The organism is Streptomyces sp. BA2, assembly GCF_009769735.1.
In the GTDB taxonomy this organism is placed as follows: domain Bacteria; phylum Actinomycetota; class Actinomycetes; order Streptomycetales; family Streptomycetaceae; genus Streptomyces.
Map to the genome: position 1 here is coordinate 4,458,568 of NZ_WSRO01000002.1, position 26,529 is coordinate 4,485,096.

Below are 26,529 nucleotides of genomic sequence, written 5' to 3' on the forward strand. Positions count from 1 at the left end.
CGTCCGTGAGGCCTTACGGGCGTTGCGGCTTCCCGTCCCCGTACAGCCAGGGGCCCCAGATCGCGCGCACCTTGGCCCGCGCCGCCTCGCCGCCCGCGTGCTTCTCCACGTACCGCGTGAAGTCCTCGGTGTCCGCGTTGCCGTGGCGGTGGGCCTTCGTCCAGCCCTGCACGATGTCGTAGAAGGTGTCGTCGCCCACCGCCTGGCGGATCTTGTGGATGACCATGCCGCCCCGCTCGTACACCGGGCTGTCCGAGATGTTCGCGGCGGACGGCGGCTTGGCGGGCGGGAAGGCCCAGATGGCGTCGTTGTCCTCCTTGGCCTCGTAGTAGTCGCCCGCGTAGATCTGATCGAAGATCTCCTGCGCGCTGTCGCCGCCGTTGTCCTCCTGCCAGAGCCACTCGGCGTACGTCGCGAAGCCTTCGTTCAGCCACATGTCCCGCCAGGACTTGGGCGTCACGGAGTTCCCGAACCACTGGTGGGCCAGCTCGTGGACGATGAGCTGGGGGTCGGGGGCGCCGGGGTAGGTGGGGCGGGTCTGGGTCTCCAGGGCGTACCCCGCGTCCCCCTCGCGAGTGACGATCGCGCCGGTCGACGAGAAGGGGTAGGGGCCGAAGTTCAGCTCCTGCCACTCCAGGATCTCGGGGATGCGGGCGAGCGCCTTCGCGCCGGCCTTGGCCTCGGAGGGTTCCACCGCCGTGAGCACCGGGATGCCGGACTTCGTCGTGGACTTCTTCACCTCGTACGGCCCGATCGCCACCGTCGCGAGATAGCTCGCCATCGGCTCCGTGCTGTGCCAGGCGAAGGTCGTGCGGCCGTTCTTGGTCGACTCGCGGGTCAACTCACCGTTGGAGATGGCCTTCAGGCCCTGGGGGACGGTGACGCGTATGTCGTACGAGGCCTTGTCCGACGGATGGTTGTTGCCGGGGAACCACGCCATGGAGCCGGACGGCTCGCCCAGCGCGATGGCGCCCTCCTCCGTCCGCAGCCAGCCCTCCTTGGAGTCGTCCGGGTCGGTGACGGTCTCCGGGCTGCCGGAGTAGCGGACGATGGTGCGGAACGTCTCGCCTTTGTCGAGGTCTTCCGCGGGCCGGATCGTCAGCTCCTGCCCGTCACGGTGGAAGGAGGCGTCCTTCCCCTCGACGCTCACGCCCTTCACCTCCAGGCCCTTGAGGTCGAGGTTGAAGGCGCTGAGGTCCTGGGTCGCGCGCGCCGTGACCTCGGCCGTGCCGGTGAGGTGACGCGCGTCGGGGTCGTACCCGATGGCCAGGTCGTAGTGAGCGACGTCGTAACCGCCGTTGCCCAGCTGGGGAAAGTACGGGTCACGCACACCGTCGGCTCCGGGCGTGCCATGCACACGGGAGCCGCTGCAGGCGGTGAGGACGAGGGCGGCGATGGCGACGGCCGACGCGCCGCGGAGCGCCGTGGATCGTGGGTGCACGGATGCGATCTTATGCGGCATATGTTCGGTGGAGCTGTCCGGTGCAGCCCTCGCGGGCTGCACCGGGGCTTCAACGGGGCTTCACCGGGGCTTCACCGGGGGACGCGGCCCGGCAGGGCAGGCCAGTAATGCTCGGCGAACAGCCTGCCGACCAGCTCGCCGCGGCTGGAGACGCGAGCCTTGGCGAAGACGGCCTTGAGGTGGTCGCGGACCGTGTGCGGGGAGATGAACAACGCCGCGGCGATCTCCGAGGTGTTCATCCCGCGCGCGATGAGCTGCGTGATCTGGAGCTCCCGTGAGGTCAGGCCGTACGCCTCCGCGACCAGGACCGCCAGGTCGGCGGGTGCCGCGGGCTCGATGACGAGGGCCACGGGGCCCGGGCTGCCGCCGGGTCCCGTGAGGCAGGAGGCGTGGCAGGCCAGCCAGCGGCCTTCGGTGGTCCGGATGCGCACGCGGGCGTTGCCGTGGTGGGCGCGTCCTTCGCCGACGGCCCGCGCCTGGAAGGCCGTGCCGACCACCCAGATGGGCAGCTTCAGCCCCAGCGCCGTGGGGAACGAAGGGCCCTTCGGCAGCAGGGCGATGTGCTGCCGTGCCTCGTCGTTGGCGGACATGGCCTCGCCGGACGCGTCGAAGAGGATCAGGCCCGGCGCGGGCGCATCCGTGCGGGACGCGGACTCGGGCGGCCGGGCGAACCCGCGCAAGCATGCGGCGAGCGGGCGTGACAGGCCGGCCATCAGCGCGATCTCGTCCGGGCGGAACGCGTCGGTGGTGCGGAACAGGCTCACCAGGCCCCATGGCCTGCCGCCGATCCGCAGTACGGCACGCAGCTCGTCGTGCACGCCCTGACCGAGCAGGAGGCGCCGGAAGCGGGCGCTGCGGGCGGGCAGGCCGCCGGTGGCGGCGCGCAGCCCGGCCGCCGGTACGGTCGCGCGGGCCAGCTCGCGGAACGGCACGATGTTCTCCTCCAGGAGCTCGCTCTCCCAGTAGGCGTAACAGCCCTCGCCCGAGCCGACGTTCTCCACCAGCATCGGCGCCGTGATCAGGCCTGTCTCCGGGTCGGCGGCCGTCCACACGGCGGAGTGGAACGGCACGAGCCGCCGCAGCCCGGCCGAGACCCGGCTGAACAAGTCGCCTGCGTTCAGGGCCTGTTCGGCAGCCGACAGCACCGCCCGGCGTTGATCGGTCATGCGCATCCCCTCCGCTGATCAGCCTGCCCTGTCCACCACACGACACCAACCCCTCATTTGAGGGGGGCTGTTCCTGGCCGATCACCCGCACGCGTGGGATGGGGCTCCCGGGCGGCGTTGGCGAAGGTCGATCGCACACGTCCACCACGGGAGAGGGACACGATGAACATCGCGATCGTCGGAGGGGGCGCGGCAGCAGTCGGCCTCCTTGACGCACTGGCCACGCTGACCGCAACGGAGGGCGGGGCCACGACGGAGGGCGGGACCGCAACGGAGGGCGGGCCCCCAATGGAGGGCGGGACCGGCACCATCACGGTCTTCGAGCCTTCGCCGCGGCTGTGGCGCGGGCGCCCGTACGGACCGGACCTGGATTCGGTGCTGGTGAACGCGCCGCCCGCCATCATGTCGATCCGGAACGGCGACTTCGGCCACTATGCGGCCTGGCTCGGGGAACGGGGCGCCGACCACCTGGACGAGCTGCTGGGCCAGCCGCTGGTCCCGCGTGCGCTCTACGGCGAGTATCTGGAGCACACCGCGGAGAAGGCCATGGCGGCCCTGAGCGAGCACGGTTGGCTCGTACGCGTCGTGGCTGCCCGCGTGACCGGGGTGGCCCACTCGGGGACACGTCTCGCCATCCGTACACACCACCCGCATACACACCACACGCACGAGCACGAGGCCACCCACGTGGCGCTGTGCGTGGGCGGAGGAACACCCCCTGACCTGTACGGCCTCGCCGGCAACCCGGGCTTCACAGCCGACCCCTATCCACTGGCCGCCACGCTCGAACAGGTCCCGGCCTGGAGCGACGTGGCGGTCATCGGCAGCGGCCTGACCGCCGTGGACGTCGTCGTGTCGCTCGCCGCGCGCGGGCACGCGGGGCGGATCACGCTGCTCTCACGCGGCGGAGTGCTGCCGCACGTCTGGCAGCGCCCGGACGACCGGCGCCCGCGGCACGTGACGACCGAGCGCGTGGCGGAGCTGCACAAGGCGCAGGGGAACGTCAGGCTCGACGACCTCATCGGGCTGCTTCGCGCGGAACTCGTGGACACAGGTGAGGACTTCGAAGAGCTCATGGCCGATCTCGGCGGCGCCGGAGCCGAGGATCCGGCCCTGCGTCTCCGGCGGCAGCTCGCCGCCATCGACGACCCCCGGACGGGCCGCCGGGTGCTTCAGCAGACGGCGCACACCGTCGGCCCGTACGCGTGGCGGCTGCTGCCCGAAGCCGACCGGGCCCGGCTGCGGCGTCATCTCCGCACGGCCACCGGCGTGGCCTCGCCCATGATTCCGGGGAACGCGGCGGTCCTGGCGCGGCTTCTGGATTCGGGGCAACTGACCGTCGCGCGCGGGCTACGGGGGATCGAGCCGGTGAACGGCCGGTTCCGTGTCCACGACGGCGGCCGACGCACCGTGGACATCGTCGTCAACGCCGTGAACCCGCCGCCGCAAGCGGTCCCGGCCGCCGCCGAGCAGTTGGTCCGCTCCCTGGCGGACGGCGGCCTGGCCACGCTCCACCCGGTCGGCGGGCTGATCCCCGCCGACCCGCGCGTGCATGTGGTCGGAGACCTGACCGGCGGCGGCTCGTTCATCACGTCGAGCATCCCCGGTGTCACCGCCCAGGCGTCCCGCACCGCCCAAGCCCTTCGGGCGGCCTGACGGCAGCGCGGGCGCTACAGGACGGCGATGCCCAACGGGCGTTCCCCTGCCGGGAGTCGGCGGGCGTCGCCGCTCTTCAGGTCGATGACGGTGATCCCGTTCCAGAATCCGTCGCGGGTGAAGCCGCCGGTGACGTAGGCGGTGCCGCCGTCCTTGGAGACGGCGACGTCCTCGTGCGGGCCGTCCAGCGGGAAGACCCTCTCCTCGCCGTCCTTCGTACGCATGGTCAGCGAGGGCCCCTCGTCCGCCGAGGGGTCGATGGGTCCCGTGCCGACCGCGAACAGCGTGCCGTCGTCCGTGATCCGCGCGCCGTGCTGATGCGTGTTGGCCGTCATCTTCTCGATGTCGGACTCGCCGGTGCGCGGGTCGAGCACGACGAGCTTCTCGCCCTCGAAGGGCAGCAGGAGCTTGCCGTCCGAGGGGCGTACGGCGGCGTAGTGCGGCTTCAGCCAGGAGCCGAGACCGCCTTCCGTGCCGTACGGGGCGACTTCGACGCGGCGGGGCTTCAGGGAGTCGGCGCGTACGACCGTCACGTCGAAGGAGTCGTGGTTGGTCGCGTAGACCTCGCGGCCGTCCTTCGACACGTCCACGTCGAAGGGGCGCCGGCCCACCGGCACGGTGTCCGTGACCTCGCGCTTCGCGGTGTCGATGACCTCCAACGCCCCCTTGCCGTCCGGCACATTGACGCCCACGTAGGCGTGCTCGCCGTCCGGGGAGAGTGCGATGCCCATGCCGCCGCCGCGGTACTCGCCGGTCGTCGCGGGGCCGCTGTCGGTCTCGTACGGGATGCGGTCGACGCGTTCGCGGGTGTGAGTGTCGACGACGGCCACTGCGTCCGCGGTGGCGACCCAGGCGCGGCCGTCGTCGCCCACGGTCAGACCGTAGGGGGCCGTGCCGACCTTCACGGATTCGATGGGGCCGCGCTCGGGGTCGACGAACGTGACGGTGTCCGAGCCGAAGTCGGCCACCAGGAGGGTGCCGTCGGGGGTGCGCTGTTCCGCGGGCAGGGTGGCCGTGACGGTCGCGCGGGTGGGCTCGGCGCCCGGGGGCGCCTGGCTGTCTCCGGCGGTGCCGCAGCCCGCGAGGAGGGCGGTGCCCAGGAGAGCGATGGCCACCGCCCGGGGGGCCTTCACGAGGCAGCCCTCCTCAACAGTGCGGCGATCTCGGCGAAACCGTGGCGCTCCGCGTGCGCGAGGGGCGTGACGCCGTCCCGGTCGGCGAGACCGGGCGTCGCGCCCGCCGCGAGCAGCAGCTCCACGATCTCCTGGTGCGCGCGACCGCCGTCACCGAGGATCACGGCCTCCAGCAGGGCTGTCCAGCCGAGGTCGTTGACGTGGTCGACGTCGGTGTCGGTGACGCGCAGGACTTCCCGTACGTACGCGACGTGGCCCCGCTCCGACGCGGGGATCACGGAGATCCCGCCGAAGCGGTTGCGGAGCTTCAGGTCGGGCCCCGCGGGAAGCAGGACGTGCAGCATGGCGACGCTGCCGGTCACGCCGGTTGCCAGCCAGGGGCTGTCGGCGCGGTGGTCCTGGGCGTCGACGTCGGCGCCCGCGGCCACCAGGACCCGTGCGGCCTCGACGTGGTCGCCGGTGACGGCGAGCAGCAGCGGTGTGCGCAGCTCGGTGTCGCGGGCCTCGACGCGGGCTCCCGCGTCGAGGGCGGCTCTCACTTCGTCGGCGTTCCCGGCCCGTGCGGCGTCGAGCAGCCGCTGGTCCTCTGCGGTCCTCGCCATGGTCGTCCTCCTCGTCGTCGTACGGACCGTCGTACGGGCCGTCGTACGGACCGGAAACAGCCTCAGCATCGCGGCTTCAGCGCGGCTTCGGCGCGCTTCAGCGGCCGAGCGCCGCGACGCCCGCCTTCGCGAACTTCTCGTCCAGGTCGCCGCTCGGGGCGCCCGCGACACCGATGCCCGCGATGGGCGCGCCCTTGGCGGTCACCGGCGCGCCGCCCGCGAGGAACAGGGTGCCGGGGATGTCCTTCAGGTTCGGGGCCTGCTCCAGGCGCTTGGTCAGCTCGGAGGTGGGCGCGTTCCAGGAGACGGCGGTGTACGCCTTCTTCACGGCGGACTCGGGGGACTGCGGTCCCGCGCCGTCACCGCGCAGCTCGACGATGGTGTTGCCGTTGCGGTCGACGACGGCGACGGAGACGCGCTGGTTCTCCTTCTCGGCGGCGTCGAGGGTGGCCTGGGCGGCCTTGGTCGCGGCGTCGATGTTCAGGTGCGTCGACTGCGTGAGGTTCTTGCTGCCCGCGTCGGCGGCGACGGCGGCCTTGGGAGCGGCGGCCGGGGACTCGGCGCTCGCGGAGACGGCACCGAAGGTTCCGGCGCCGAGGACGGCGGCGGTGGCGGCGATGGTCAGGACACGGGTGCGGCGGGAGAGCTTCTGCATGGGGTGCTCCTCAGGTGAAGGCGGAGGTGAAGGTGAAGGTGAAGGCAGAGATCCGGTGAGAGGTTGTTTCCTCTGCGATCAATCCTCCGGCCGCATCCGGGGCCGACCCCTCGACGTACCGGCTGCTACCTGCCCGCGGCTCGGCCGACACGAGGGTCAGCCGATCGGTTGACCCCCTGGTGATCCCGACGGGCCACAATGAGGTTGTTTGCGCAGTTCAGCAGCGAGTCGGAAGGAGCGAAGCCGTGGAGCAGGCCCAAGGCGCCACTCAAGACCCCGACTCGCGCTGGCTCGCGGCCGTCATGCACACGGCGTTCTTCCTTCTCCTCAGCTCGTCGCTGACCCGCTTCCTGATGCGGCACCCCGGCGAACCGCGCACACCGTGGATCATCGCGCTCTCGGTCTCCCTCGCGCTCCTCTACGTGCTCGGCCCCGCCATCGGCGCCCGCCCCACCGCGCCGCGCCGCCTCACCTGGCTGATCCTCGTCGTGGCCGTCTGGGTCGTGCTCGTCATACTCGCGCCGAGCTTCGCGTGGTGCGCGGTGCCGCTCTTCTACACCGGCCTGCGTACGCTGCCGCCGCGCGCCGCCCTGTTCCTGGTGGCCGTCCTGACGGCCTTCGTGGTCGTCGCGCAGTTGCAGCTCGCGGGCAGCTTCGACCCGAACCTGCTGCTCGCGCCGCCCGCCTGGGCGGCGGTCGCGACCGCCGTCTTCCTCTACATGCAGCGCCAGGCGGCCCGCCAGCGCACACTCATCGACGACCTCATCCGCACCCGCCGCGAACTGGCCGCCACCGAGCGGCGCGAGGGCACACTCGCCGAGCGCCAGCGCATCTCCATGGAGATCCACGACACCCTCGCCCAGGGCCTGTCCAGCCAGCAGATGCTGCTCCAGGCCGCCGACCGCGTCTGGGACACGGACCCGGCCAAGGCCCGCACCCATGTCCGTACCGCCGAGTCGATCACCGAACGCGGCCTGGCCGAGGCCCGCCGCTTCGTGCACGACCTCGCGCCCGCCGACCTCGCCGACGGCGGCGGCCTCGACGAGGCGCTGCGGACGCTGGCCGCGCGCACCGCGCAGGACGCGGGCCTCACGGTCCGCTTCCACGCCGAGGGCACGCCCGCCCCGCTCCCCGACCGGACGCAGTCCGCGCTCCTGCGCATCGCCCAGGGCGCCCTGGCCAACGTGACGGAGCACGCCGCCGCGACGACGGCGGCGCTGACCCTCACACACCTGGACGACCAGGTGGTACTCGACATCGCGGACGACGGCCGCGGCTTCACGCCCACCGAGCAGCCGCCCGCCCCCGACCGGCGGGGCCACGGGCTGCCCGCGATCCGTGCCCGCGCACGGCAGCTCGGCGGCACACTGACGATCGAGTCGGCACCGGGCGAGGGCACGGTGCTCTCGGTGGCGATCCCCTTGACGCCGGAGGAGACCCGATGACGCCGGAGGAGACCTCATGACGACCCCTGCGCCTACGCCCCCGGTCCGCCTCCTGGTCTGCGACGACCACATCGTCGTACGGGCCGGACTGCTCGCCCTGCTGGGCAGCGCGCCGGACATCGAGGTGGTCGGCGAGGCGGGCACGGGCGAGGAGGCGATCGCGCTCGCCGCGAAGCTGACGCCGGACGTGGTCCTGATGGACCTGCAGCTGGGCGAGGGGATGGACGGCGTAGAAGCAACGCGCCGCATCACGTCGTCCGGCAGTCCCGCGCCGCCCCATGTCCTGGTCCTGACGACGTACGACACGGACGCGGACATCACCCGCGCCATCGAGGCGGGGGCCACGGGCTACCTCCTGAAGGCCGAACGCCCCGAGGAGCTCTTCGCCGCGATCCACGCCGCCGCGCAGGGCCGCACCACGCTCTCCCCGCCGGTCGCGTCCCGCGTGATGGCCCGCATGCGCAAGCCGCTGCCCACCCTCACCGACCGCGAGCTCGACATCCTCGCGCAGCTCTCCCAGGGCCTCGGCAACCGCGATATCGCCCGCGCGCTGTTCATCAGCGAGGCCACGGTGAAAACGCATCTGGGCCGGATCTACGACAAGCTCGGGGTGGATACGAGGGCGGGCGCGGTGGCGGTGGCGAAGGAGCAGCGGCTGCTGCCGTGAGCGGCGCCGTCCTGCCCCGCCGGGGCCATGCCCGGGGCCATGACACCATCGACCACGTGCTCGACATCGGCTACGCCCTCTCCCACCGCTTTCCCGACCCTCCTCAGTTCGACTACCGCAACGCGGACGTTCACGCGCTGCGGCACGACCTGTTCTGCGGGGACGTGTATCTCGCGGACACGAAGGCGGACCGGGAGCTGTCCACAGCCTGGGGATGGGTTCCCGTCCTGGACTTCGCGTGGGCGCTGTGCGACATCGTCGAGCAGGTGGACCAGGATCCGCGAGGCAGCCGGGCCTCCCGCCCTCAGCACGCGGAGCTCGACTTCACGGAATCGACGGACCGCATGCTGTTCACGCGGCGCTTCGGCTGGGTGGATATCGAGGCGGACTGGATGCGGGCGGAGGACCCTCCTCTCACGTTCTCCCACTCCGAGCTGCGACGCGAGGCGCGGGACTTTCTCCAGGACCTCTTGGCGGACCTGATCGACCTCCATGAGTCCCTGGGGGACAACCCGACGATCTGGTCGCTCCAGTCCCGCTTTCCCCGGGCGTAGGCGCCCAACGGAACCCCCCGCGGCCTCCTCGCGCCGAACGGGCCTCACCCACCCACCCGCCCGATCACCCCGCATCCCCCTCTGCACGAACAAACCTTTCCCGCCCACCCGCCCGATTGCCCCGCAGCGACCAGCGAAAAGCCGCAGTCGGGAGCGCACGGGAGGGGACGTGCCGGTATGTCTGCCCGGAGCACGGCTCCCGAAGTCTCCGGAGCCGAAGCAACCCAGCGGCCACCGGACGATAGCGAGGACGGACATACCGGCGCGGCCCCGCACCCACAGACGAGGCGGCCCCGAGCCCCCGCCCAAGCCGGACGCTAGTCCACCCGTACCCCCGCCTGCGCAGCGAACGCCGGTGCCAAGTCCATCAGCTGTGCCGTACTGATCACCGCCCCCGCCAAGCAGTCAAGACCCCGCAGAATGTCCACCTCGGCAGCCGACCGCAGGTCGACGTCCTTCAATCGGGCCCCGCTGAAATCCGCCCCCTTCAGCACGCAGCCCACGAACTCCACCCGCTCCAGCGCCGCCTGCCCGAAGTCCGGCTCCACCAGCACGCAGCCCTCGAAGACGACGTCCTTCAACCGCGCCTTCCGCAGGTTCAGATAGTCGATCTTCCCGCCCCGCACGACCACCCGCTCCAGCACACTCCCATGCAGCTGAACACCCCCGAGCCGCGCGTCCACCACCTCCACGTCCCGCAGCGAAGCCTCCGCCAGCTCGGTGCCGACGCCCCGCAGCTCCGTCAGCACGGAGTCCACGAAGCGCGCCCTGCTCAGCCGTGTCTCCGTCACCCCGCAGCCCGTCACCGCACAGTCCAGGAACAGCGCTCCCCCGCCGTCCTGCCCCGCGAGGTCGAGGCCCCTGAACTCCACCCCGTCATAGTCCCCGTCGGGCTCCAACTCGCCCTCGCCGAACGCCCGCAGCCCAGGCAGCCGCACCTCCGGCCGCCGAGCCTTCTTCACCCCTGCCGCATCCCTCTGCCGATCCCTCTGTCCCATACGCCCATCGTGCACCCACCCACTGACAACGCCGCCGCACCCCGATGTCACATCCCGGGCACCCCCATCCGTCGTACCGAGTAGACGCACCAAGCAGACGCACCGAGCAGACGCACCGACCACGACAGGAGCCCACCCCGTGACCACCACCCCCCGCAAGAACCCCAACCCCAACCCCAACCCCAACCCCAACCCCAACCCCCTCACCATCATCGGCGGCGGCTTCGCCGGCCTGACCGCTGCCATCAGCGCCGCGGAAGCCGGCGCCCGGGTGACCGTCCACGAGGCCCACCACACCCTCGGCGGCCGAGCCCGCACCGCCGAAGGCGCGTACCGCACGAACGAAGGCCCGCACGCCCTCTACAACGGCGGCCCCCACTGGACCTGGCTCAAGCAGCGCGACCTCATCGGCCCCCTCGCCCCCATCCCGCCCCTCGAAGGCACCCGGCTCCGCCTCCACCACCAGGGCAGGCTCCGCCGCACCCCACCCCTCGCGATGCTGAGGCTCCTGCGCCGCAAGCCCGAACAGGCGCCCGTGGACACGGACTTCATGACCTGGGCCACCGGCGAGGTCGGCGAGGAAGGCGCACGCGCCGCCGCGCACTACATCGCCGTGGCGACGTTCCACCACGACCCCGGCTCCCTCTCCGCCAGGTTCGTCCAGGAGCGCCTGCGCCGCGCCACGAAGCTGCCCCCGGAGGCGCACTACCCGTGCGGCGGCTGGGGCTCGGTCATCGACCGCATGGCGACCCTCGCCTGGAACCTCGGCGTACGCGTGGAGACGCTGTCCCGCGTCGACTCCCTCGCCTCGCTCCCCGCCGCAGGCCCGGTCGTCGTCGCCACCTCCCTCCCCGCGGCCCGCGCACTCCTCCAGGACGACAGCCTCCGTTGGGACAGCGGCCGCACCACCCTCGTCGACGTGGCCCTGAGCTCCCGCAAGGGCGACCCCTTCGCGATCTCCGACCTGGACAGGACCGGCTGGATCGAGCGGTTCACCACCCAGGACCGCAGCCTCGCCCCCGCGGGGCAGGAGCTCATCCAGGGTCAGATCCCGCTCTCCCCCGAGGAGTCCAAGGCGGACGGCGTGGCCCGCGCCGACCACCTGCTCGACCTCGGCTTCCCCGGCTGGCGCGACCGCCTGGTCTGGCGCCGCGACGCCGTGTCCAACGGCCGCACCGGCGCGGTGGACCTGCCGGGCACCACCTGGCGCGACCGCCCGGCGATCGACCGCGGCAACGGCGTCTACCTGGCCGGCGACCAGGTCGCGGCCCCCGGTCTGCTCTCCGAGGTGTCCTTCAACAGCGCCCTCGAAGCGGTGACGCTCGCCCTGACCCACACAAGGCTTGACCTCAAGTCAGCTTGAGGTACGAGGGTGGCGTCAACGCACGAAGCCCAAATCCCAAAGCCCATATCCCAAACCCGAAGCCCAAGGAGACAACCAGCCATGCACGCCATCCGCCTGCACACCTTCGGCCCGGCCGAGCACCTCACGTACGAGGAGACCCCGGACCCCGCACCGGCCCCCGGCCAGGTCCGCATCGCGGTGACCGCGGCGGGCGTGCATCTCCTGGACACCGCGATCCGCGCGGGAGTCAAGGGCCCGCTCCCCGAACTCCCCGAGCTGCCCACGATCCCGGGCCGCGAGGTGGCCGGCACGGTCGACGCCCTCGGCGAAGGAGTCGACGGAAGCTGGCTCGGCAAGCGCGTGGTCGCCCACATCGGCTTCGCCCCCGGAGGCTACGCCGAGCTCGTCGTCACGGAGGCCTCCCGTCTGCACGAGATTCCCGGAAGCCTGGACGACGCGGAGGCCGTGGCCCTGATCGGCACGGGCCGTACGACGATGGGAATCCTGCAGTTCACCGAGCTGACCCCCGACTCCGTGGCCGTCGTCCCCGCGGCGGCCGGCGGCATCGGCACGCTCCTGGTCCAGTACGCCAAGCACGCGGGCGCCACGGTGATCGGCCTGGCCGGCGGCCCGGAGAAGACGGCCCGGGTCGCGGCGAACGGCGCGGACCTCGCCGTCGACTACAAGAACCCGGAATGGCCGGACGAGGTCCGCGCGTACCTGGCGAAGCTCGGCGGCAGCGGCGTGCCGGGCGCCACCGTGGTCTTCGACGGAGTGGGCGGCGAGGCGGGCCTGGCCGCCGTGGACCTCCTCGCCCCCGGCGGCGCGCACGTCGTCTTCGGCTGGTCGGGCGAGGGCCTGCGCGACGGCGCGCCCCTCACCTTCACCGACGAGCAGCTCGCGGCCCGCGGCATCACCCAACTCAACGTCCTGGGCCCGGAGATGATGCGCAGGGCGAGCAGCGACAACCCGATCCGCACCCTGGAGCTCGCGGCGCTCGCCGAAGCGGAGAAGGGCCACTTCACCCCGGCGGTCCAGCGCTACCCTCTGGCGGAGGCGGCAGCGGCCCACGCGGACCTGGAGAACCGCCGCACCACGGGCAAGGTGGTACTGATCCCCTGATGCTCAGGGATACTCAGGCCCCGACCAGCTGATTCTCAGGCACCCCCCAGCCCGGCCAACGCCCCATCCGTCAGCCGATACACGGTCCACTCGTCCTGCGGCAGCGCGCCGAGCGACTTGTAGAAGTTGATCGACGGCTCGTTCCAGTCGAGCACGGACCACTCAAGGCGCTCGTAACCCCGCTCCACACAGATCCGCGCGAGCTCGGTCAGCAGTGCCTTGCCGTGCCCGCCGCCGCGCGCCTCGGGCCGTACGTACAGGTCCTCCAGGTAGATCCCGTGCACACCGCGCCACGTGGAGAAGTTCAGGAACCACAGGGAGAACCCGACGGTCTCCCCCGTCGCGTCGTCCTCGGCGATGTGCGCGAACGCGGCGGGCCGCTCGCCGAAGAGCGCTTCGCGCAGCTGCTCCTCGGTGGCCCTGGCCTCGTCGAGAGCCTTCTCGTACTCGGCGAGGTCGCGGACCATGGCGTGGATGACGGGGACGTCGGCAGGCGTGGCGTGACGAATCATGGCCGCAGGCTAACCAGACCGCCCACCGGGACCAACCTGCGTCTCACCACCCGAGCAGCCGCCGCGCGACCTCCAGGTCCTCCCCGTCAGGCTCCCGCTCGTCCTCGATCTCCCACAGCGCGTTCTGCAGCACCCGGGCCAACGTCCAGGCGCGCGCCCGCTCCCTGTCCAACCCCAGCACCTCGCTCATCGCGTCGAACCGCCACAGCACGTCGTCCGGGTCGAAGCGGTTGTTGAGCGCGGGCCAGAGGTCGAACCCGGGGTCCCCGGCCAGCGGCTTCGGGTCGATGGCGAGCCACGGCTCGCGCTCGGCCGCAAGGACGTTCTCGAAGTGCAGGTCCCAGTGCAGCAGCCGGTCACCGGGCTCCCCCACGACCTCGCGCAGCGCGCCCCCGCACCGCTCCACGATCGAACGCTGGACGGGGTCGGGGATCTCCTTCAGGGCCTCGGGCAGGTCATCGAGCATCTCCCCCGCGATGTCCGCGAGCCGCCGCATCCCCTCGGGCGCGGGCACCGAGGTGAGCCGGGCGAGCAGCTCGGCGATGACGATCACCGCCTTGTGTGTGTCCTCCATCGTCGACAACATCCGCCCGGAGTCGAGGCGTTCGAGCAGCATCGTGCCCGTGCGGTCGTCGTGGTCGAGCAGCCGCACCGCCCCGTCGCCGTCCCACACCCGGAGCCCGACCGGCTCTCCCTCGGTCTCCTCGTCGAGGAGCTGGAACTTGACCGCGGCAGGGGTGCCGTCCCGCCGCACCACGGGCAGCACGAGCGCGGCCATGCCGTGCATCGATGGCCCGTCGACCCTCAGGTCCCACCGCTCGACGAACTCCGCCACGCGCGCGGGCAGCGCCGCGATGAAGGCACGCCCTGGCTCCCCCGCGTACTCGTACTGCGACTCGATCAGCTCGTCCGGAATGCGAATGTCGATCACGTCCGCGACGCTACCCGCGTGGGTGATTCGCCGCATGGGGATTTTTCGGGCCACCGCCGTGTACGACCACCGCCATGTACGGCACTCCGACCCGCTGCCCGGAGTGCCGTACGCCCGAGGGCCTTAAATCCCGGAGGCCTTCAGCTCCTTGGCGAACGTGTCCTGGTCGAACAGGGAGTTGCTGTCCGCCTTCTTGCCGTCGATGACGACGGTCGGCGTGCCCTGCATGCCGTCGTCGGTGAAGGACTGCATGGCCTCACCGACCCACTTCTTGTACGTCCCCTTCTTCACGGCCTTGTCGAACTCGGCGCCCCGCAGCCCGTCCACCTGGTCGGCGATCTTCAGCAGGAAGGCGGGCGTGTAGGCGTCCTCGGTCTCGCTCTCGGGCTGGTTGGCGAAGACCGCGGCGTGGAACTGCGGGAACTTGCCCGCCTCCACCGAGGCCCGCAGCGCGTTCGCCGCGTTCACCGAGCCGCTGCCGCCGAGGTTCTTGTCGAGGAACGAGGCGATCGTGTACTCGACCTTCACCTTGCCGTCGGCCACCGGCTTCACCAGCGCCTGCGCGCCCGTCTCCTCGAACTTCTTGCAGATCGGGCAGCGCGCGTCCTCGTACAGCTTGACCGTGTGCGCGGCCTTCGGGTCGCCGACCGTGATCACCCCGCCCTTCACGGTGGCGGGCGTCTTCGCGAGCGCGTCGGTACCGGCCGGCGGCTGCTTCGCCTCGGGGCCACCGGGGGACGCGGACTCCGAAGCCGACCCCTTGTCGTCACCCCGGCCCGTGAGGTCCTCGGGGCCGCAGGCGGCAGCGCCCCCGGCGACGAATGCGGTGGCGGCCACCGCGGCGACGATGCGCCCGGCCTTGCGTACGGCCATCTGAAACAGTCCTCCAGGATCTCGGCACGTGCCGCTTCGACATCGGCCCGTGCCGGATCAACGTATCGGAACGCCCGCCCCCGCACCCCTCCCCAAAGCCCCCACCAGCGCAGTAACGTCCGGCACATGAGCAGCACGATCAACGGCGGCATCTCGTTCTGGTACGCGGACAACGGCACCCCGGCTCCCCGTGAACCCCTGCCGGGCGACGAGAGTGCCGACGTCTGCATTGTCGGCGGCGGCTACACGGGCCTGTGGACCGCGTACTACCTGAAGAAGGCCGCCCCCTTCCTCCGCATCACCGTCCTGGAGCAGAAGTTCTGCGGCTACGGAGCCTCCGGCCGCAACGGCGGCTGGCTCTACAACGGCGTCGCGGGCCGCGACCGCTACGCCCGCCTGCACGGCAGGGAGGCGGCAGTACGCCTCCAGGAAGCAATGAACGAAACGGTCGGCGAAGTAATCCGCGCCGCCACCGAAGAACAGATCGACGCGGACATCCACCACGGCGGCGTACTCGAAGTGGCCTACACCCCGGCCCAGTTGGCACGCCTGAAGGAATTCCACGCCACGGAACTCGCGTACGGCGAGAAAGAACGCGCCCTGCACGGCGCACGCGAGACAGCGGACCGCATCCGCGTCGCCGGCGCCGTCGGCTCCACCTGGACCCCGCACGGCGCGCGCCTGCACCCGGTGAAGCTGGTGAAGGGCCTCGCGGCGGCCGTCGAAGCACTCGGCGTCACGATCCACGAGTCGACGCCGGTCACGGAGATCAAGCCCAAGCACGCCATCACCCCGTACGGCACGGTCCGCGCCCCATACATCCTGCGCTGCACGGAGGGCTTCACGGCGTCCCTCAAGGGCCAACGCCGCACGTGGCTCCCCATGAACTCCTCGATGATCGCCACGGCCCCCCTCACCGACGCCCAATGGGAGTCGATCGGCTGGGAAGGCCGCGAAACGCTCGGCGACATGGCACACGCGTACATGTACGCCCAACGCACCGCCGACGGCCGCATCGCACTCGGCGGCAGAGGCGTCCCGTACCGCTACGGCTCAAAAACGGACAACGACGGCCGCACCCAGCCGGCCACGATCGAGGCCCTGCACGAGATCCTCACCCGCTTCTTCCCGCAACTGGCCGGAGTGAAGGTGGCCCACGCCTGGTCCGGCGTGCTCGGCGTCCCCCGCGACTGGTGCGCCACAGTCACCCTGGACCGCGCGACGGGCCTCGGCTGGGCGGGCGGCTACGTCGGCTCGGGCGTCGCCACCGCCAACCTCGCGGCCCGCACCCTGCGCGACCTGGTCCAGCAGGACTCGGGCCAGGCAGGCGCCACGGACCTCACGACGCTCCCCTGGGTCAACCACAAAGTCCGCAAGTGGGAGCCGGAGCCGTTCCGCTGGATCGGCGTCCAGGGCATGTACGCGACGTACCGCAGCGCGGACCGCCACGAACTGACCACCCCGACCGCCACGGCCCCCCGCCTGGCCCGCATCGCGGACCGCCTGTCGGGGCGCCACTGACTCACCTACGCAGGTACGTCTTCAGCGACCCGGCCCACCGGCATCCGCAAGGGGCCGGGCCCCGCCCGACAGCGCCAGCAGAGCCGCATGGGACGACGAGCCCAGCTCGGCCGCGTACAGCAGCAGCGTCAGCTCCTCGTCGGGCGGCGGCAGTCGCAGCGCCTGGAAGTGCAGTTCCATCAGCCCGTGCTCCGGATGCCGGACGCGCTTGATACCGTGCCCCTTCTCCTCGACCTCCTGCGACTCCCACAGCCGTGCGAACTCCGGGCTGCGCTCGCGGAGTTCACCGATCACCACGCACAGCCGCTCGCCATCCGGAGTGCGGCCGGCCTCGGCACGCAGCACGGCGACGATCTCGCGGCGGATCTGCGCCGCCTCCGGGTGCGCGGCCTCCGCGTCCGGGTGCAGGAACATCTGCTTGGCGATGTTGCGCTCCTCCGGGGGCAGTTGCGCAAAGTCGCACCCCAGCTTCCCGCCGGGACCGTTCCACGCCAGAACGTCCATGGCCCGGCCGTAGACCAGGGCCGCGACACCCTCCATCGAGTCGAGCACGACCCGCAGACCGGGCCGTACGACCTGCGGCTCTTCCCGCACCTGCCGCCGCGCGACCCCGCTGTGCGCCGCCCGGTACGCCACGTTCCGCAGGTACTCGTGCTCGGCAGCGGTCAGCCGCAGCCCACGGGCGAGGCCGTCAAGGACCTCCGGCGAGACGTTTCCGCCACGGCCCTGCTCGATGCGCGTGTAGTACTCCACGCTGATCCCCGTGAGGCGGGCGGCCTCCTCACGGCGCAGCCCGCGCACCCTTCGCCGCGTCCCGCCGGACGGCAGGCCGAACTCGGCCGGGTCCAGGGCTGCCCTGCGGGCCTTCAAGAACGCGTTGATCTCCGGCTCGGCATGCATCCGGCCATTCTCCGGCATGCCCGGCCCAACCAGGCCCTGCGGGTACCAGGCCCCGCCGGGCCTGGCGGGCACCGGGACCGGCGGGCAAGGTCGACCACGAGACCAGGTGATCGCTCACGACACCAGCTGCACGCAGGACAGAAGGACAGGGGAGCATTCATGAACCGCAGGATTCTCGGCGGCACCGGCATTTCCGTCAGCGAGTACACCCTCGGCACGATGATGCTCGGCGCGTGGGGCACCAAGGACCACGACGAGGCAGTCCGCATCGTGCACACCGCTCTCGACGCGGGCATCAACACCCTCGACACCGCCGACATGTACTCCGACGGCGAGTCCGAAGTGATCGTCGGGAAGGCCCTCAAGGGCCGCCGGGACGACGTCGTCCTCGCGAGCAAGTTCAGCAACCCGATGGGCACCGACGCCAACCAACGGGGCGCTTCCCGCCGTTACATCATCCGCGCCGTCGAGGACAGCCTGCGCCGCCTGGACACCGACTGGATCGACGTCTACCAAGTGCACCGCCCCGATCCGGACACCGACATCGACGAGACCCTGTCGGCGCTGTCGGACCTGGTGCGCTCCGGCAAGGTCCGGGCGATCGGCTCGTCCACATTTCCCGCCGGTGAGATCGTCGAGGCCCAGTGGGTCGCCGAGAAGCGCGGCCACGTCCGCTTCCGCAGCGAGCAACCGCCGTACTCGATCCTGGCCCGCGCCATCGAGCGGGACGTGCTTCCCACCGCGCAGAAGTACGGCATGGGCGTCCTCACCTGGAGCCCCCTCGCGGGCGGCTGGCTGTCCGGCAAGTACGGCGGACCGGACGGCGCGACCCCCGGCGAAGCCACCCGCTCGAATTTCCTGCCGCAGCTCCTCGACACCAGCCTGCCCGGCAACGCCGCCAAGCTCACCGCGGTCACCGAGCTGCGAAAGGTGGCCGCCGACGCCGGCCTGACGCTGCCCGCTCTGGCCACCGGGTTCGTCCTGTCGCACCCCGCCATCACTTCCGTGATCATCGGCCCCCGCACCCACGACCAGCTCACCTCGCTGCTCGGCGCCGCGGGAACGGTCCTGAGCGGCGACATCCTCGACCGCATCGACGAGATCGTGCCTCCCGGCACCGACCTCAACCGCGACGTCACCCACTACGACCCGCCCGCACTCACGGACAAGACACTGCGCCGCCGCTGACAGGGCAGGAGCTCGACGCCGGGCACGAGAGGTACTGCACGAGAGGTACTTCAGGACGCAAAGAAGCCCAGGTCAGACCGATCTGACCTGGGCTTTCCGAGCCCCCTGTCGGATTCGAACCGACGACCTACGCATTACAAGTGCGTTGCTCTGGCCATCTGAGCTAAGGAGGCATGCAGCGTCGTGCCCGAGCAGTGTAACCAACGCCGCACATGCCCCCGTCGAAAATTCCTCGAACGTCGCAGGCGCAGGACTACTGACAGACCGATGACCCCCGGGGTACGGTCACGAGCAGTTCGCTCAGGTGGACTACACCACTCCTCTCTTTACAACGGATCGTCCGGCACGTTCCTGCCGGTGAAGGGGGCCCTCACCATGGCCACTGTTTCGTTCGACAAGGCGACCCGCATCTATCCGGGTGGCGACAAGCCCGCCGTCGATGAGCTCGAGCTCGACGTCGCGGACGGCGAGTTCCTCGTCCTCGTCGGTCCCTCCGGCTGCGGAAAGTCCACCTCCCTGCGCATGCTCGCGGGCCTGGAGGACGTGAACGCCGGCGCCATCCGCATCGGCGAGCGCGACGTCACGCACCTGCCGCCCAAGGACCGGGACATCGCCATGGTGTTCCAGAACTACGCGCTCTACCCGCACATGACGGTCGCCGACAACATGGGCTTCGCCCTGAAGATCGCGGGCGTCAACAAGGCCGAGATCCGCCAGAAGGTCGAGGACGCCGCGAAGATCCTCGACCTCACGGACTACCTGGCCCGCAAGCCGAAGGCCCTCTCCGGCGGTCAGCGCCAGCGTGTGGCGATGGGCCGCGCCATCGTGCGTGAGCCCCAGGTCTTCCTCATGGACGAGCCGCTGTCGAACCTCGACGCCAAGCTCCGCGTGAGCACCCGTACGCAGATCGCCAGCCTCCAGCGGCGCCTCGGCATCACCACCGTGTACGTCACCCACGACCAGGTCGAGGCCATGACCATGGGCGACCGCGTGGCCGTACTGAAGGACGGCCTGCTCCAGCAGGTCGACTCGCCGCGCAGCATGTACGACCGCCCGGCCAACCTCTTCGTCGCGGGCTTCATCGGCTCCCCCGCCATGAACCTCGTCGAGGTCCCGATCACCGACGGCGGCGTGAAGTTCGGCAACTCCGTCGTGCCGGTCAACCGCGAGGCACTGTCCGCCGCGGCCGACAAGGGCGACCGCACGGTCACGGTCGGCGTCCGCCCGGAGCACTTCGACATCGTCGAGCAGGACGGCTCCACGGCGAAGTCCCTCTCGAAGGAGACCGAGGACGCCCCGGCGGGCCTCGCCGTCTCCGTGAACGTCGTCGAGGAGCTCGGCGCCGACGGCTACGTCTACGGCTCCGCGGAGGTCGGCGGCGAGCACAAGGACCTCGTGGTCCGCGTGAACGGCCGCCGGGTCCCGGAGAAGGGCACGCAGCTGCACGTCGTGCCCCGTCCGGGCGAGATCCACGTGTTCTCGACGTCGACGGGCGAGCGTCTCACCGACTGACCTCACCGACTGACCTCACGGCATCGATGTACGCAGGGCCCCGCACTCCGGTGCGGGGCCCTGCGCGTTCGTCCACGTTGTCGACAAATACCCCGGCAGACCGGTCATTTCTCCTGGAGCTCGTCAACACCGCTCCAGAGAAACCTCATTCTCCGTCGCTCGACCGAGTGACGTAATGTCGCCAAATCATCACCGACCGCTACGCTCACTCGCGTGACGCACTCCGCCAACTACACCCAGAAGCCGCGCCGAGCCCACCGAGGCCCCGCCCGACGCATCGGCCGCACGCTCGCCCTCGTCCTGCCCGTGATGCTGGTGCTCTCCGGGACCCTCGCGGTCACCAGCGTCAACTGGTCCGGGAACTCCTCGGATTCGATGCTCACCGCATCCGCCGACGATCTTTCCGTACCGGCCAAGTCCCGCGCACCGCAGGACATCCTGCGCGACCGGCTGCTCCTGGAGCTCCAGGAGAGGAACCCCGGCGTCGCGCTCACCCACCTCCAGCAGGAGGTGAACCGCCACCCGTCGCTCGCCAAGCACTGTGTCTCCATCGCCCGTGCCCTCGGCCGCGCGGCCGTCCGGGCGTACGGCCCGACACGCGCCCAGTCGTACGCCCGCCCGGTCTGCGACACGTCCTTCGCGTCGGGCGTCGCGGCACAGTCGTCTTGAGCCGACCGGCGTTCGAGGACCGGGGTCCGGGACAGAGCCCAGCGCCGTCCGCATATCGTGCGGTACATGACCTCTGACCCGCACCCCGTCCAAGCCGTCGTCCTGGCCGGAGGCCAAGGCTCACGCCTCCGTCCGTACACCGACGACCGGCCCAAGCCGATGGTCGAGATCCCCGGCACGGGGACCCCGATCATCGGCCATCAGCTTTCCTGGCTGGCGGCCGAGGGCGTGACGGACGCCGTCGTCTCCTGCGGCCATCTCGCCGAAGTGCTCCAGGAGTGGCTGGAGTCGGCCGACCTCCCGCTGAACGTCACCACGGTGGTCGAGAGCGAACCCCTGGGCCGCGGCGGCGGCCTGAAGTACGCCGCCCGTCACCTCCCGCACGCGGACCGCCCCTGGTACGCGACGAACGGCGACATCTGGACCCGCTTCTCGCTGCGCGACATGGCGGCCTTCCACGCCGAGCGCGACGCCACCGCGACCCTCGCCCTGGCCCGCCCCCGCATCCCGTGGGGCGCCGTCGAGACGGACGCGTTCGGCCACATCACGGACTTCATCGAGTCCCCGCCGTCCCCGTACCTGATCAACGCGGGCGTGTACGTCTTCTCCGCCTCCTTCACCGCGCTCCTGCCCGACCGCGGCGACCACGAGCGCACCACGTTCCCGCGCCTGGCCCGCGAGAAGAGCCTGGCGGGCTTCCCGCTGCCGCAGGGCGCGTACTGGCGGGCGATCGACACCGCGAAGGACCTGACGGAAGCGGCCAAGGAGCTCGCGGCACAGAGCGGTTGAGAGTCTTTCCGCGTACGTACGTCGACGGGGCCCCGCACAGTGACTGTGCGGGGCCCCGTCGCCGTATCCGAAGGGAAGGTCAGCCGCCCAGCAGCCCGCCCACGAGCCGGTCGTTGCCGCCGCCCGTGCTGCCGCCGCTCGCGCCGCTCTCGGGCGCCGCGCCGCCGCTGCCGCCGCTGGACGTGGGTCCCGCGGTGGCCGACGACGGAGGCTGCTGTTGCGGCGCCTCCTGGGGCGGTGCCTGACCGGTGGTGCCCTGTGTCTGGCTCGGCTGCCCCTGGCCGGTGCCCGCGGTGGCGGACTCGGGCGCCGCCCCCGGAGTGGTCGCCGTGGCGCCCTGTGTGGGGCTGGCGGAACTCCCCTGCGTCGGCGCCCCGGAGGAGGCCGTGGGGCTCTGCGACTGGCCCTGGCGCTGGCGCTGCTTCCCGGGCTCCTCCGGAAGCGGTGAGCCCGGCAGTTCGTTGCGCGGGGCCTCGCCGGGTCCCGGCACGGTCACGCGGTCGGCGTCCCGCACGGCACCGCCGAGCATCGAACCGATGAGCAGCGTGAGCCCGACGACGAGGGCGCCGATGAGCGCGCCGCGCCGCAGCACACGGCGCCGCAGCTCCCAGATGTCCACACGCGGCCCGAGCGTCCGCCAGGCCTCGCCCGCGAGGCGTCCGTCGACGGAGTAGACGGGCGCGCCGGCGATGATCAGCGGCGACCATGCGGCCAGATAGATGATGTCCGGCGCGTCGTAGGCGGGGACGGTCTTCCAGCTGACGGTGACGATGAGCGCGGCGGACAGGAGCACGCCGACACTGGCCGCGACCCGCTGCCAGAGCCCGAGCACCGTGAGCACGCCGACGATGATCTGCAGGAAGGCGATGCAGAGCCCGGCGCCCACCGGGTGCTGGAGGGCGAAGTCCCGCAGCGGCTCGGCGAGCGCCCAGGGGTGCAGCGAGTTGAGCCACTTGACCATGGAGCCGCGGTCGCCGCCGTCGAAGTACACGGGGTCGCAGAGCTTGCCCATGCCCGCGTAGATGGAGATGAACCCGAGGAAGACGCGCAGCGGAAGCAGCACGACGCCGAGGTTCATGCGGCGGCCGGGGTAGTAGGCGTGCCGCACGGGGTCGGCCCCGTGCCGCCTCACGACCTGACGGTCGCCCGTGTCGTCGTAGTCGTCGTCGAACTCGTCGTCCTCATAGGGGAGTTGTTCGTCGAGGTCGCTCTCCGGCATCGGCATGCGCGGAATGAGCCGGGTGTCGGGGTCGGGGTGACGAGGACCGATGACGGCAGGCGTGGCCTGTGTGCTCTCGAGATCGTCGTCGACGTCGATGCGGGGGATGACCTGCGTGGCACCTCCGTCGTCGTAGGAGGCGCTCCCGGCACCCCCGACTTCGGCCGAATGGCGCACGCCGGTTCCGCGCACCGCCTGCAGCAGTCCGGTGGCTCCGGGGTCGCCGGGCTCGGACTTCCCGCTCCAGACGACGGGCGAGCGGCGCCGTGTGGCGGAGCCGACTGCGGGGATACGCACGGTGTCATCGGCATTGCTCAAGTGCCGTGCGATACGCGGGGATTGGGTCCGCTGCGCGGTGGGGAGCTGCACGCGGAAGCTCGCGTGGTTCACGATGACCTGCGCCGGGTCGCTCGGCACCTTCACCATGCTCAGCGCGGGAGCTTCGTCGAACCCTGACGAGCTTCCCCCCGTGGGATTGCGGGGCGTTCTGGTGTCCACACTCATCTAACCGAGTGATGTGTGTTTAGGACACTGCCTTGACCGTGCGGAAATGTCCGGACCGCGTCAAGATCTACACCGGACGTCGGCCGGCCCGCGGAATCCGGGCCCGCCGACGTCTGGGGTGACGGTTAACTCCGGCGCCGGGACGCCTCGTAGAGCACGACGCCTGCCGCGACACCGGCGTTCAGGGACTCCGTGCCGCCCGGCATGGGGATCCGCACGCGGTAGTCGCAGGTCTCGCCGACCAGACGCGAGAGGCCCTTGCCCTCGCTGCCGATGACGATGACGACGGGACCGGAGAGCGCCTCGAGGTCGCCGACCTCGTGCTCGCCGTCCGCCGCGAGCCCGACGATCGCGAGCCCGGCCTTCTTGTACGACTCAAGGACGCGGGTCAGGTTCGTGGCCCGCGCCACGGGCGTACGAGCGGCGGCACCGGCGGCCGTCTTCCAGGCGCCCGCGGTCATGCCCGCTGCCCGGCGCTCGGGGACGACGACGCCGTGCCCGCCGAAGGCGGAGGCCGAACGGACCACGGCGCCCAGGTTCCGCGGGTCCGTCACGCCGTCGAGCGCGACGATCAGCGGGTCCTGGCCCAGGTCGTAGGCGGCGGCCGCGAGCTCATCGGGGTGCGCGTACTCGTAGGGCGGGACCTGGAGCACGAGCCCCTGGTGGTTGAGCCCGTTGGTCATGCGGTCGAGCTCGGGGCGCGGGGCCTCCATCAGGTGGATGCCGCCGCGCTCACCGGCGATCTGCAGCGCCTCGCGGACGCGCTCGTCGTTGTCGATGAACTGCTGGACGTAGAGCATCGACGCCGGCACGCCCTCGCGCAGCGCCTCGACGACGGAGTTGCGCCCGACGACCATCTCGGAGGTGGACTTGCCGCGGCCCTTCACGGAACTGGGACGGCGGCCGCCACCGGGGCCACCGGCGGTCTTCTTGGCCACGGCGTTGGCGATGCGGTTCTTCTTGTGTCCCTTGCGCGCCTCGGCGGGCGGCGTCGGGCCCTTGCCCTCAAGGCCGCGGCGTCGATTTCCGCCGCTGCCGACCTGCGCGCCCTTCTTGCCGGACATGCGGCGGTTGTTAGCGGCCATGACCTACCTGTCTCTGTGTTGCGTGCGGCTGCCTGCGTGCTGCATGGCTGCCCACTGCGTGACTGCGTACGTATATGAAGTGTGCCGCCCGGGTCGCCGGGCGGCACATCGCGAGGTCAGACGCTCAGCGCGGGCCGAGAGTCCACCGCGGTCCTGTCGGGCCGTCCTCGATGACGAGACCGGACTGGTTGAGCTGGTCGCGGATGGCGTCGGCGGTGGCCCAGTCCTTGCGGCCACGCGCCGCCTCCCGCTGCTGGAGGACGAGACGGACGAGCGTGTCGACGACCCCGTGCAGGTCCTCGCCGCGGTCGCCGTCGCCGGCCCAGTGCGGGTCGAGCGGGTCGAGGCCGAGCACGCCGAGCATGGCCCGCACCTCGGCGAGGCGCTCCACCGCGGCTTCCTTGTCGTCGGCGGCCAGGGCGGAGTTTCCCTGCCGGACCGTCGTGTGCACGATGGCGAGCGCCTGCGGGACGCCCAGGTCGTCGTCCATCGCGTCGGCGAAGGCGGGCGGCACGTCGGCGGCGGGCTCCACGACGCCCCCGGCCTTCTCCACCACGCGCTGCACGAAGCCCTCGATCCGCGCGAACGCGGACTCGGCCTCGCGCAGGGCCTCCTCGCTGTACTCGATCATCGAGCGGTAGTGCGGGGTGCCCAGGTAGTAGCGCAGGACGATGGGGCGCCACTTCTTGACCATCTCGGACACGAGGACGGAGTTGCCGAGCGACTTGGACATCTTCTCGCCGCTCATGGTGACCCAGCCGTTGTGCACCCAGTACCGCGCGAACGCGTCGCCGAAGGCCTTGGCCTGCGCGATCTCGTTCTCGTGGTGCGGGAAGATCAGGTCGATGCCGCCGCCGTGGATGTCGAACTCACGGCCGAGGTACTTGTGGGCCATGGCCGAGCACTCCAGGTGCCAGCCAGGGCGGCCGCGGCCCCACGGGGTCTCCCAGCTGGGCTCCCCCTCCTTGGCCCTCTTCCACATGGCGAAGTCACGCGGGTCGCGCTTGCCGGTCTCGCCCTCGCCCGAGGGCTGGAGCAGGTTGTCAAGATCCTGGTTGGACAGCTCCAGATAGCCCGGGAAGGACTTCACGTCGAAATAGACGTTGCCGTCCGACTCGTAGGCGTGGCCGCGCTCGATGAGGCCGCGCATCATCTCGACCATCTCGGTGATGTGGCCGGTGGCGCGCGGCTCGTAGGTGGGCGGCAGGCAGCCGAGGACGTCGTAGCCGTCGTTGAAGGCCCGCTCGTTCTCGTACCCGATCGACCACCACGGGCGGCCCTGCTCGGCCGACTTCCGGATGATCTTGTCGTCGATGTCCGTGACGTTTCGGATGAAGGTGACGTCGTAGCCGCGGTGCTCGAACCAGCGGCGCATGATGTCGAAGTTCAGACCCGACCGGATGTGCCCGATGTGCGGGGCCGCCTGCACCGTCGCGCCACACAGGTAGATCGAGACACAACCGTCGTTGAGCGGGCTGAAGTCTCGGATCTGCCGGGCGCTGGTGTCGTACAGGCGAATCGTCACCACTCCAGGGTAGTGGGCGCAGGACAGTGCCCTGCGACCTCCGGGGGCAACAGGGCACGGAACTGTGACATGCGCGGGCGCGAGAAGGCCTCAGAGGCGGCCGACGACCTTGCGCGGAGTGACGCGGACGACGACGCGGGGCTCGTCGTTGACGGAGGACTTGTTGAACTCGGCGTACTTGAGGCCGGTGTACTTCAGCGCCAGCTCGTCGATGAGCTCCTGCCCGCCCTCGGTGGTCATCGTCACCTCGCCGCGGATCTCGGCGTACGTGTACGGCGCGTCGAAGGGCTGGAGGAGAACCGTCACGCGCGGGTCGCGGCGCAGGTTCTTCTCCTTGCGGCGGCCGATCGTGGTGGAGAAGAGCAGTTCGTCGCCGTCACGCTTCACCCAGACCGGTGAGACCTGGGGGCTGCCGTCGGGCTGGATGGTGGCCACGTTGATGAAGACGGGGGTGTCGAGAAGGGCCTTGAGCTTGTCGGACAGTTCGGCGGCCATG

Annotated in this window: 25 protein-coding genes and 1 tRNA gene; 11 read left to right on the top strand and 15 right to left on the bottom strand. The window is 71.1% G+C overall.

Annotated elements, in window-relative coordinates; genetic code table 11:
- Positions 1-13: 13 nt before the first annotated feature.
- Entirely contained in the window at positions 14-1,462 is a 1,449-nt protein-coding gene (locus E5671_RS22635; RefSeq protein WP_160505781.1) for a M1 family metallopeptidase, read from the bottom strand.
- A gap of 71 nt (positions 1,463-1,533) precedes the next feature.
- Positions 1,534-2,628, bottom strand: a complete 1,095-nt coding sequence (locus tag E5671_RS22640) for a LuxR C-terminal-related transcriptional regulator (protein ID WP_160505782.1) — start codon at positions 2,626-2,628, stop codon at positions 1,534-1,536.
- 162 nt (positions 2,629-2,790) lie between these two features.
- Between E5671_RS22640 and E5671_RS22645 the strand changes: the two genes are divergently transcribed.
- Positions 2,791-4,284, top strand: coding sequence for an FAD/NAD(P)-binding protein (locus E5671_RS22645; RefSeq protein ID WP_160505783.1), 1,494 nt, complete (start codon positions 2,791-2,793; stop codon positions 4,282-4,284).
- A gap of 14 nt (positions 4,285-4,298) precedes the next feature.
- On the opposite strand, the gene E5671_RS22650 is transcribed toward E5671_RS22645, so the two are convergent.
- From E5671_RS22650 to E5671_RS22660, 3 genes are all read right to left on the bottom strand, one after another.
- The gene (locus E5671_RS22650; RefSeq protein WP_160505784.1) at positions 4,299-5,417 is read right to left on the bottom strand and encodes a hypothetical protein; all 1,119 of its coding nucleotides are present in this window, start codon (positions 5,415-5,417) and stop codon (positions 4,299-4,301) included.
- Positions 5,414-6,019, bottom strand: a complete 606-nt coding sequence (locus E5671_RS22655; protein ID WP_160505785.1) for an ankyrin repeat domain-containing protein — start codon at positions 6,017-6,019, stop codon at positions 5,414-5,416. The genes E5671_RS22650 and E5671_RS22655 overlap by 4 nt, the downstream gene beginning before the upstream one ends.
- A 97-nt stretch (positions 6,020-6,116) precedes the next feature.
- Entirely contained in the window at positions 6,117-6,674 is a 558-nt protein-coding gene (locus E5671_RS22660; RefSeq protein ID WP_160505786.1) for a GlcG/HbpS family heme-binding protein, read from the bottom strand.
- Positions 6,675-6,976: 302 nt separating this feature from the next.
- On the opposite strand from E5671_RS22660, the gene E5671_RS22665 reads away from it, so the two are divergent.
- Genes E5671_RS22665 through E5671_RS22675 form a run of 3 tightly spaced genes read left to right on the top strand, consistent with a single transcriptional unit; the run spans position 6,977 to position 9,340 of the window.
- On the top strand, positions 6,977-8,119 hold the full coding sequence (locus E5671_RS22665; protein ID WP_160510357.1) for a sensor histidine kinase: 1,143 nt from the start codon (positions 6,977-6,979) through the stop codon (positions 8,117-8,119).
- A gap of 16 nt (positions 8,120-8,135) precedes the next feature.
- Positions 8,136-8,786, top strand: a complete 651-nt coding sequence (locus tag E5671_RS22670) for a response regulator (RefSeq protein ID WP_160505787.1) — start codon at positions 8,136-8,138, stop codon at positions 8,784-8,786.
- A gap of 56 nt (positions 8,787-8,842) precedes the next feature.
- Positions 8,843-9,340 (top strand): hypothetical protein, encoded by a 498-nt coding sequence (locus E5671_RS22675; RefSeq protein ID WP_160510358.1) that lies wholly within the window; start codon positions 8,843-8,845, stop codon positions 9,338-9,340.
- A gap of 317 nt (positions 9,341-9,657) precedes the next feature.
- Here the strand turns inward: E5671_RS22675 and E5671_RS22680 are convergent, their stop codons facing one another.
- Entirely contained in the window at positions 9,658-10,338 is a 681-nt protein-coding gene (locus E5671_RS22680; RefSeq protein ID WP_202121219.1) for a pentapeptide repeat-containing protein, read from the bottom strand.
- Positions 10,339-10,546: 208 nt separating this feature from the next.
- Here E5671_RS22680 and E5671_RS22685 point away from each other — a divergent pair, with 208 nt between their 5' ends.
- Positions 10,547-11,701, top strand: coding sequence for an NAD(P)-binding protein (locus E5671_RS22685; protein ID WP_336606062.1), 1,155 nt, complete (start codon positions 10,547-10,549; stop codon positions 11,699-11,701).
- Positions 11,702-11,782: 81 nt separating this feature from the next.
- The gene (locus tag E5671_RS22690; RefSeq protein ID WP_160505789.1) at positions 11,783-12,805 is read left to right on the top strand and encodes a zinc-binding dehydrogenase; all 1,023 of its coding nucleotides are present in this window, start codon (positions 11,783-11,785) and stop codon (positions 12,803-12,805) included.
- 35 nt (positions 12,806-12,840) lie between these two features.
- Here the strand turns inward: E5671_RS22690 and E5671_RS22695 are convergent, their stop codons facing one another.
- The 3 genes from E5671_RS22695 to E5671_RS22705 all read right to left on the bottom strand — a co-directional run bounded on the left by E5671_RS22695 (position 12,841) and on the right by E5671_RS22705 (position 15,121).
- Complete coding sequence (locus E5671_RS22695; RefSeq protein ID WP_160505790.1) at positions 12,841-13,317, bottom strand: GNAT family N-acetyltransferase; 477 nt, start codon at positions 13,315-13,317, stop codon at positions 12,841-12,843.
- Positions 13,318-13,360: 43 nt separating this feature from the next.
- Positions 13,361-14,284 carry an aminoglycoside phosphotransferase family protein gene (locus tag E5671_RS22700; protein WP_160505791.1) on the bottom strand — a complete coding sequence of 308 codons (924 nt, stop codon included), beginning with the start codon at positions 14,282-14,284 and terminating at the stop codon, positions 13,361-13,363.
- Between the two features lie 87 nt (positions 14,285-14,371).
- Positions 14,372-15,121 carry a DsbA family protein gene (locus tag E5671_RS22705; protein ID WP_160505792.1) on the bottom strand — a complete coding sequence of 250 codons (750 nt, stop codon included), beginning with the start codon at positions 15,119-15,121 and terminating at the stop codon, positions 14,372-14,374.
- 126 nt (positions 15,122-15,247) lie between these two features.
- On the opposite strand from E5671_RS22705, the gene E5671_RS22710 reads away from it, so the two are divergent.
- Complete coding sequence (locus tag E5671_RS22710; protein WP_160505793.1) at positions 15,248-16,642, top strand: NAD(P)/FAD-dependent oxidoreductase; 1,395 nt, start codon at positions 15,248-15,250, stop codon at positions 16,640-16,642.
- 21 nt (positions 16,643-16,663) lie between these two features.
- Here the strand turns inward: E5671_RS22710 and E5671_RS22715 are convergent, their stop codons facing one another.
- Positions 16,664-17,542, bottom strand: coding sequence for a helix-turn-helix transcriptional regulator (locus E5671_RS22715; RefSeq protein WP_160505794.1), 879 nt, complete (start codon positions 17,540-17,542; stop codon positions 16,664-16,666).
- A gap of 159 nt (positions 17,543-17,701) precedes the next feature.
- Between E5671_RS22715 and E5671_RS22720 the strand changes: the two genes are divergently transcribed.
- Complete coding sequence (locus E5671_RS22720; RefSeq protein WP_160505795.1) at positions 17,702-18,730, top strand: aldo/keto reductase; 1,029 nt, start codon at positions 17,702-17,704, stop codon at positions 18,728-18,730.
- Between the two features lie 99 nt (positions 18,731-18,829).
- Here the strand turns inward: E5671_RS22720 and E5671_RS22725 are convergent.
- A tRNA-Thr gene (locus E5671_RS22725) sits at positions 18,830-18,903 on the bottom strand.
- Between the two features lie 202 nt (positions 18,904-19,105).
- Here E5671_RS22725 and E5671_RS22730 point away from each other — a divergent pair.
- The 3 genes from E5671_RS22730 (at position 19,106) to E5671_RS22740 (ending at position 21,700) form a co-directional block, all read left to right on the top strand.
- Positions 19,106-20,242 carry an ABC transporter ATP-binding protein gene (locus tag E5671_RS22730; protein ID WP_160505796.1) on the top strand — a complete coding sequence of 379 codons (1,137 nt, stop codon included), beginning with the start codon at positions 19,106-19,108 and terminating at the stop codon, positions 20,240-20,242.
- A 213-nt stretch (positions 20,243-20,455) separates the two neighbouring features.
- Entirely contained in the window at positions 20,456-20,911 is a 456-nt protein-coding gene (locus tag E5671_RS22735; protein WP_160505797.1) for a hypothetical protein, read from the top strand.
- 66 nt (positions 20,912-20,977) lie between these two features.
- Positions 20,978-21,700: a nucleotidyltransferase family protein gene (locus tag E5671_RS22740; protein WP_160505798.1), complete on the top strand. Its 723-nt coding sequence runs from the start codon at positions 20,978-20,980 to the stop codon at positions 21,698-21,700.
- Between the two features lie 79 nt (positions 21,701-21,779).
- Here E5671_RS22740 and E5671_RS22745 read toward each other — a convergent pair whose 3' ends face one another.
- From E5671_RS22745 to E5671_RS22760, 4 genes are all read right to left on the bottom strand, one after another.
- Positions 21,780-23,423 (bottom strand): DoxX family protein, encoded by a 1,644-nt coding sequence (locus E5671_RS22745; RefSeq protein ID WP_202121220.1) that lies wholly within the window; start codon positions 23,421-23,423, stop codon positions 21,780-21,782.
- A gap of 125 nt (positions 23,424-23,548) precedes the next feature.
- A complete protein-coding gene (rlmB, locus tag E5671_RS22750; RefSeq protein WP_160505799.1) occupies positions 23,549-24,508 on the bottom strand; it encodes a 23S rRNA (guanosine(2251)-2'-O)-methyltransferase RlmB in 960 nt (319 codons plus the stop codon).
- A 124-nt stretch (positions 24,509-24,632) separates the two neighbouring features.
- Positions 24,633-26,033 (bottom strand): cysteine--tRNA ligase, encoded by a 1,401-nt coding sequence (gene cysS / locus E5671_RS22755; protein WP_160505800.1) that lies wholly within the window; start codon positions 26,031-26,033, stop codon positions 24,633-24,635.
- 90 nt (positions 26,034-26,123) lie between these two features.
- The gene (locus E5671_RS22760) at positions 26,124-26,528 is read right to left on the bottom strand and encodes a PPOX class F420-dependent oxidoreductase (RefSeq protein WP_160505801.1); all 405 of its coding nucleotides are present in this window, start codon (positions 26,526-26,528) and stop codon (positions 26,124-26,126) included.
- Between the last annotated feature and the right edge of the window lies 1 nt (position 26,529).